This window comes from Kitasatospora sp. NPDC101155, assembly GCF_044768305.1.
Classification (GTDB): domain Bacteria; phylum Actinomycetota; class Actinomycetes; order Streptomycetales; family Streptomycetaceae; genus Kitasatospora.
The window spans coordinates 255679-262551 of sequence record NZ_JBIWPN010000011.1; the positions used below are offsets into that span (position 1 = coordinate 255679).

Here is a 6873-nt window from a genome sequence, read left to right on the forward strand (position 1 = left end):
CAGACCACCACCGCCCCACTCCCCCAAGGACCGTCCGATGACCACGACCACCGCCCCGTACGCGGAACTCCAGACGCCGCCACTCGCGCGCCGACTGCTCACCGCCCCGACCGCCGGACCGCTGGCCGCGCTGGTGCTGGCCTGCGCGTTCTTCACCTTCACCACCGACACCTTCCTCTCCGGCGGCAACTTCTCGCTGATCATCCAGCAGGTGATGGTGGTCGGCACGCTGGCGATCGGGCAGACCCTGATCATCCTGACCGCCGGCATCGACCTCTCCTGCGGCGCCGTGATGGCCTTCGGCTCGATCACCATGGCCCGGCTCGCCGCCGAGGGTACCGTGCCGCCGTTGGTCGCCATCGCCCTCGGCCTGGCGGTCTGCGCGGCCTTCGGCCTGGCCAACGGCCTGCTGGTGCAGCTGATCCCGCTGCCGCCGTTCATCGTCACCCTGGGCATGCTGAACGTCGCCTTCGCGCTCACCCACATCTACTCAGACGAGCAGACCGTCACCGACCTACCCGGCCCGCTGACCTTCCTGGGCGGCACCTTCCCGCTCGGCGACACCGACGTGACGTACGGTTCGGTGCTCGCGCTGGCGCTGTTCGCGCTCTTCGCCTACCTGCTCTCCCGCACCGCCTGGGGCCGCCACGTCTACGCCCTCGGCAACGGCCGGGACGCCGCCCGCCTCAACGGCATCCGCACCGGCCGCCTCACCGTCGGCCTCTACGCCCTGGCCGGCCTGGTCTACGGCATCGCCGCCCTGCTATTGGTCTCCCGCACCGGCGTCGGCGACCCCCAGGCCGGACAGACCGACAACCTGGACTCCATCACCGCCGTGGTGCTCGGCGGCACCAGCCTCTTCGGCGGCCGGGGCAGCGTGTTCGGCTCGCTGATCGGCGCGCTGATCGTCGGCGTCTTCCGCAACGGGCTCCAGCTGATGGGCGTCGCCTCGATCTACCAGACCCTGATCACCGGCGTCCTGGTGATCCTCGCCGTGACCGTCGACCAGATCTCCCGGAAGCGAGCCAGCCGATGACCACCACCCCCGTCCTCCAGGCCCGTGGCCTGGTCAAGCGGTACGGCCACGTCACCGCGATCGACGGCGCCGACTTCGACCTCATGCCTGGCGAGGTGCTGGCCGTCATCGGCGACAACGGCGCCGGCAAGTCCAGCCTGATCAAGGCACTCACCGGCGCGATCGCCCCGGACGAGGGCGAGATCCGGCTGAACGGCGAGCCGGTCCGCTTCGGCGGCCCACAGGACGCCCGGGCGGCCGGCATCGAGACCGTCTACCAGGACCTCGCCGTCGCCCCCTCCATGGACATCGCCGCCAACATGTTCCTCGGCCGCGAGCTGCGCCGCCCGGGCGTCCTCGGCACGGTGTTCCGCTCGCTCGACCGCAAGCGGATGCGCGACGAGGCCGCGGCCCACATGGCCGAGCTGAAGATCGGTCTGCGCTCGCTCACCCAGCCCGTGGAGACCCTCTCCGGCGGCCAGCGGCAGGCCGTCGCGGTGGCCCGCGCGGTGGCCTGGGCGCGCAGCGTGGTGGTGATGGACGAGCCGACCGCGGCGCTCGGGGTCAAGGAGTCCGGTCAGGTGCTCGACCTCATCCGCCGGGTCCGCGACCGCGGCCTGCCGGTCGTGCTGATCAGCCACAACATGCCGCACGTCTTCGAGATCGCCGACCGGATCCACGTCCACCGGCTCGGGCGGCGGGCCGCGCTGATCAAGCCGGGCGACCACTCGATGTCCGAGGTGGTGGCCATCATGACCGGTGCGCTCACCGTCGCCGAGGACGGCAGCGGTACTGTCGTGGCGGACGCCGGCGCCGCCAGGGCCGCCGGAGTCCGTACGAGCTGAGCAGTCCTGGGCGGCCCGGGCCGGGGGGCCGGGCCGCCGCCCGACAGAAACGGTGGTCCATGGCCGCGACCCGTCGTCCGACGCTGCACGACGTCGCCCAGGAGGTCGGCGTGAGCGCCAAGACGGTCTCCCGGGTGCTCAACAACGACGGGCCGACCTCCGCCGCGACCCGGGAGAAGGTGCTCGCCGCCGTCGAACGGCTCGGCTTCCAGCCCAACCTGATGGCCCGCAACATCCGCACCGGCGGCCCGGACACCACTATCGGCCTGGTCGTCCCGGACATGGGCAACCCCTTCTTCGGCACGGTGGCCGGCGGGATCGAGTCCGCCGTCCGCGAACGCGGACTGACCCTGCTGCTCGGCTCCTCCGGCGACGACCCGGCTCGCGAGCGCGACCTGATCGCCGCCTTCCTCGCCCGGCGGGTCAGCGCGCTCATGGTCGTCCCGGCCGACGGGTCGGACCACGCCCACCTCAGGTCCGCCCGGATCACCGGGCTGCCGGTCGTCTTCCTGGACCGCCCCGGCAGCGGCCTGGCCGCCGACTGTGTGGTCTCCTCCAACCGGGACGGCGCCCGCACCGGCGTCGCCCACCTCATCGCCCACGGCCACCGCCGGATCGGCTTCATCGGCGACCTTCCGGCCACCCTCCACACCCGCCGCGAACGCCTGGCCGGCTACAAGGACGCCCTGGCCGCCGCCGGCCTCCCGTACGACCGAACGCTGGTGGTCGGCGCCCACGGCCAGCCGGACGCGGTCGCCGCCACCGACCGGCTGCTCTCCCTCCCGGAACCACCGACCGCACTGTTCGCCGCCAACAACTTCGCCGCCATGGGGACGGTCTCCGCCCTCGCCCACGCGCGGCGCCGCGAGGTCGCCCTGGTCGCCTTCGACGACATCCCCCTGGCCGACATCCTGGAACCCGCCCTCACTGTCGTCGCCCAGGACCCGGCCGCGCTCGGCGCCGCCGCCGCCCGCACCGCCCTCGCCCGCCTCGACGGCGACCGCAGCCGGGCCCGCACCACAGTGGTCGATACCCGCCTCATCGCCCGTGGCTCGGGCGAACAGCGCCCACCCCACCGCTGACCGGCCTCATTCGGCCGGTTGACCTGCGTCATCCGGCCTTCGGCACGCCACACCCACCCGGTCGTGCCCGTCCGCGTCACGACGCGTTCCGTCAGCAGACCCGGGGCAGTTGCTCGCCCGCGAGCATGTCTACCGCCCGACGGACGCCGACCAGGGTGTGCAGGGTGACGCGGTCTACTCTCGATGTCCACGGCCGGGCCGCCGCACCTCTGTTGCTCCCTCAGGGCCGCGGGCCGGTTGACTGCGGCACCACTTCTGTGGTCGCCTCTTGGGCAGCTGGCCGCGGGGGTGGCGCGGGTGTCGACGAGGGCGGTGGGGCTGACGAATGCGCCGCAGGCTTCGACGACAACGCCCGCCGTTCGGAAGGGAGTTGGCTCGATGACGGCGACTGACCTGGTCCACCTGTCCGGCGACGGGATCCGGGTGGCGATCGACCGCCGCACCGGTGCCTTGGCGCGGGTGGAGTCGAACGGGACCGGATGGCGGGTCACCGACCGAACCGAGCTGGCGGCCGGCTTCCGACTACTCATCCCGCTTCCCGGACGCCGCAACAACCTTGCCTACGGAGAGCGGCAGGATCCCCCCGAGATCCGGCCCGGCCCCTCCGGCGACGAGATCACGCTCTCCTGGCGGCGGGTGCGCTCCGAGCACGGCGGCGAACATCCGATCGGTGTCACTCAACGGATCAGCGTCACCGGACGACGGGTTCTCTTCGCAACCACCGTGGACAATCAGTCCGAGTACACCGTCGAGAACGTCTGGACACCGTGCCTCGGCGACCTTCGCCCACCCTCTCCGGACCAGGAGCTGCGCAGCTTCTGCCTGTCCCAGGCGACCGCGGTGCAACAGCGGCTGTGGCCGCACTTCCAGGGCAACTGCCCACCCCACGGAGTCGATTACCCGACACAGATGGCCAGCTTCGATGATCCGAATGCCGGTGCGACGCCCGGCTCTCCGTTCATGCTGGTCCTGGCACGCGACCAGGGAATGTACATCGGCGTCGCGGAACGCCGTGACGATCTCGTGAGCTGGCGGTCCGAGCTGGTCCCTGGGTACGCGGACACCATCGCCCGACAGCCGGACCCGGATGCGACGATCCGATTCTCCACCGTCCACCTGCCCTTCGTTCCGCCCGGCACGACGAAGGTGCTCACCCCGATCACGCTCGAGTTGTTCCACGGCGACTGGCACGCCGGGGCGGACATCTACCGGCGGTGGCGGGAGGAGTGGATGTCCGGCCCGACGGCGCCTGCCTGGTCGAGCGAGCCGCACGCGTGGCTGCAGCTGCATCTCAACTCCCCCGAGGACGAACTGCGCATCCCCTTCCGGGAGTTGCCCGAGGTGGGGCGGGAATGCGCCGACGCGGGAATCCGCGCGATCCAGCTCGTAGGGTGGAACGAGGGCGGCCAGGATCGCGGCTACCCCTTCCACCAGCCCGATCCCAGGCTCGGCACCTTCGAGGAACTACGGGACGCGATCGCGCGGATCCACGCCCTCGGCGTCAAGGTGGTGCTCTTCTGCAAGTTCACGTGGGGCGACCGGACAGCCCCCCGGTACCCGGAGATCGCCGCGGACACCGTCAAGGACCCGTACGGTGACCCCTACAACGGCGTCTACTACCGCTACCAGACCCCCACCCAGTTGCTCGGCATCAACGTCCGGCACCTGATCCCGATGTGTTTCGGCAGTGAGCGCTACCTGGCCGTCTGCGAGAGGGAATTCGCCACCGTCGTCGCGCTGGGCGCGGCCGGCCTGCTGTTCGACCAGTGCCAGCACCACGCCGACGCCCGGCTGTGCTTCGACCTCGGCCACGGCCATCCGCTCCCCTGGCCCGTCTACGGCAACGACAATGAACTCGTCCGCCGGTTCTCCCAGCAGACGCTGCGGAGCCCCGACTTCCTCTATGCCGGGGAACGCCTATACGACTGGGAATTCGAGCAGTACCACTTGTCGTACCTTCAGAGCGCGAACCCCGGGCACCTCCCGCTCCACCGGTACCTGCTTCCACAGGCCTCGATGATGACCGCGGTCACCGGCTTCGATGACCGCAACGTCATCAACCAGTGCCTGCTGTACCGGTACCTCATCAGCTACGAGCCGTTCAACTTCAAGGGACGGCCGACCGACTTCCCCCGGACCATCGCCTACGGCCGGCAGATGGACGCGCTCCGCACCGAGCTGCGGGACTGGTTCTGGGACGGCACGTTCCGCGACACCGTGGGCGCCGAGGTGTGGTCCGTCGACGGACGGTCACACCGGCCCTATGCCGTCTACCTGCACCGCCACACGCGCGAGCCCGCCCTCGCCGTCGCCAACTACGCCGCCGAGGCCGCATCGGTCCGGATCGACGGGATCGGCTCCCGGCTGGCCTGCCGGCTCGTCGGCGACGACACGTGGATCAGCGTCAGCGACGGGTGCGTCGACCTGCCGCCGCGATCCGCAGCCGTCGTCATCCCGGCGGGAGGAGCCCTGCGAACGGGAGATCAACCTCCAGCGGCGTAGTCCAGCACATAGACACCTGCGTACCCTGACACACACAGGCGGGAGTCGGAGATCCAGGCACATGAGCGCAGTTCCTGCCCCACGCGCAGCGCGTTCCGGCACCGGCCGGTGAGGGCGTCCCAGATCCGGATGACGCCGTCCGTGCCGGTGCTCGCGATCAAGGCGTCGTTCGGGGAGACGGCACAGTCCCACAAGGCGCTGCCGCCACCGTCCATGGTGAGCAAGGAGGCCCCCGTCGCGGTGTCCCAGGTACGGACGGTCCCGTCGTAGGCCGCAGAGGCCAACCACGCACCGTCCGCCGAGAAGGTGCAGTTGATGACCCGGTTCGTGTGGCCGGCCAGGACAGCGATGAGGGTGCGGGACTCGAGGTCCCACAAGCGTACGAGCCGATCCGTTCCGCACGAGGCGAGCCTGGTCCCGTCGCGGGAGATCGAGCAGCCGAACAGCTGGCCGAGATCCGTGCCGAGCACGGCGAGGGGCGCACCGTCGGCGGTGTCCCACAGGCGGAGCGTCCCGTCACTGCTGACGGTGGCCACCTGCGCGCCGTCCGGCGTGAACGCGCAGCGCTCGACCCATGCCGTATGGCCGGTCAACGTGAGATGCGGCAGCCGGCCGTCGCCGTCAGGCTTCCACAGATGGAGGGTGCTGTCGTGTCCATCGGCGGCTCCGCTGGAGGCGAACCACGAGCCGTCCGGTGCGACCGCGCAGCACGCCGCCCCGCCGGTGTGGGCGTTCCGGACGGCCAGTTCGGTTCCCGTGGCGACATCCCAGAGCCGCACAGCGCCGTCGTCGCCCGAGGAGACGATCCGACTGCCGTCCGGGAACACGGCGCACTCGCGGACCGGTTCGACCGGGCCGCGAACCCGGGTGCGCACGGCTGCCGCTCCGGGGAGCCTGCCACTGTCCCGGTCACCCCACCGCGGACGCCAGACACGGACCATGGTGTCCGAACCGCCTGCGGCGATCCAGCTCGAATCGGGGGCCATCGCACAGGAGTTGGCGCCTCCGGTGTCTCCAAAGAGGGTGATACCGAGTTGCCCGGTGGCCGGATCCCAGACGCGGACAGTGCGGTCCGCACCCGCGGAGACCAGCATGGTGCCGTCGGCCGCCACGGCACACGCATTGACCCAGCCTTCGTGGCCCGTCAAGGACATGCGTTCCAGGCCCGACCGCACGTCCCAGACCCGGACCGAACCGTCCACGCCGGCCGACGCCAGCCAGGTGCCGTCCGGAGCGACGGCGCAGCCCAACACCGCACCCTCATGCCCGGTCAACACCGCCCGACAACACCCCGACCGCACATCCCACACCCGCACCGAACCGTCCACACCCGCCGACGCCAGCCAGGTGCCGTCCGGAGCGACGGCGCAGCCCAACACCGCACCCTCATGCCCGGTCAACACCGCCCGACAACACCCCGACCGCACCG

The 6873-nt window shown here is 71.1% G+C and carries 5 protein-coding genes and 1 pseudogene; 4 read left to right on the forward strand and 2 right to left on the reverse strand.

Going from position 1 to position 6873, the window contains the following annotated elements; genetic code table 11:
* The first annotated feature begins 37 nt into the window (after window positions 1-37).
* From ACIRYZ_RS19320 to ACIRYZ_RS19335, 4 genes are all read left to right on the forward strand, one after another.
* Complete coding sequence (locus ACIRYZ_RS19320) at window positions 38-1036, forward strand: ABC transporter permease (RefSeq protein WP_402945687.1); 999 nt, start codon at window positions 38-40, stop codon at window positions 1034-1036.
* Window positions 1033-1860, forward strand: coding sequence for an ATP-binding cassette domain-containing protein (locus ACIRYZ_RS19325; protein ID WP_402945689.1), 828 nt, complete (start codon window positions 1033-1035; stop codon window positions 1858-1860). Before ACIRYZ_RS19320 ends, ACIRYZ_RS19325 begins: the two co-directional genes overlap by 4 nt.
* A gap of 59 nt (window positions 1861-1919) precedes the next feature.
* The gene (locus ACIRYZ_RS19330) at window positions 1920-2942 is read left to right on the forward strand and encodes a LacI family DNA-binding transcriptional regulator (protein ID WP_402945691.1); all 1023 of its coding nucleotides are present in this window, start codon (window positions 1920-1922) and stop codon (window positions 2940-2942) included.
* A gap of 378 nt (window positions 2943-3320) precedes the next feature.
* Window positions 3321-5444, forward strand: a complete 2124-nt coding sequence (locus tag ACIRYZ_RS19335; protein WP_402945692.1) for a DUF6259 domain-containing protein — start codon at window positions 3321-3323, stop codon at window positions 5442-5444.
* Here ACIRYZ_RS19335 and ACIRYZ_RS19340 read toward each other — a convergent pair.
* Entirely contained in the window at window positions 5426-6319 is an 894-nt protein-coding gene (locus ACIRYZ_RS19340) for a WD40 repeat domain-containing protein (RefSeq protein ID WP_402945751.1), read from the reverse strand. The genes ACIRYZ_RS19335 and ACIRYZ_RS19340 overlap by 19 nt on opposite strands.
* Before the next feature lie 63 nt (window positions 6320-6382).
* A pseudogene (locus ACIRYZ_RS19345) lies at window positions 6383-6871 on the reverse strand (WD40 repeat domain-containing protein); the annotation flags it as partial.
* Window positions 6872-6873: the final 2 nt, after the last annotated feature.

Excerpts from the sequence above, each read along its gene's own strand:
- ACIRYZ_RS19320 (WP_402945687.1), top strand. The coding sequence starts at position 38 with ATGACCACGACCACCGCCCCGTACGCGGAACTCCAGACGCCGCCACTC.
- ACIRYZ_RS19325 (WP_402945689.1), top strand. The coding sequence starts at position 1,033 with ATGACCACCACCCCCGTCCTCCAGGCCCGTGGCCTGGTCAAGCGGTAC.
- ACIRYZ_RS19330 (WP_402945691.1), top strand. The coding sequence starts at position 1,920 with ATGGCCGCGACCCGTCGTCCGACGCTGCACGACGTCGCCCAGGAGGTC.
- ACIRYZ_RS19335 (WP_402945692.1), top strand. The coding sequence starts at position 3,321 with ATGACGGCGACTGACCTGGTCCACCTGTCCGGCGACGGGATCCGGGTG.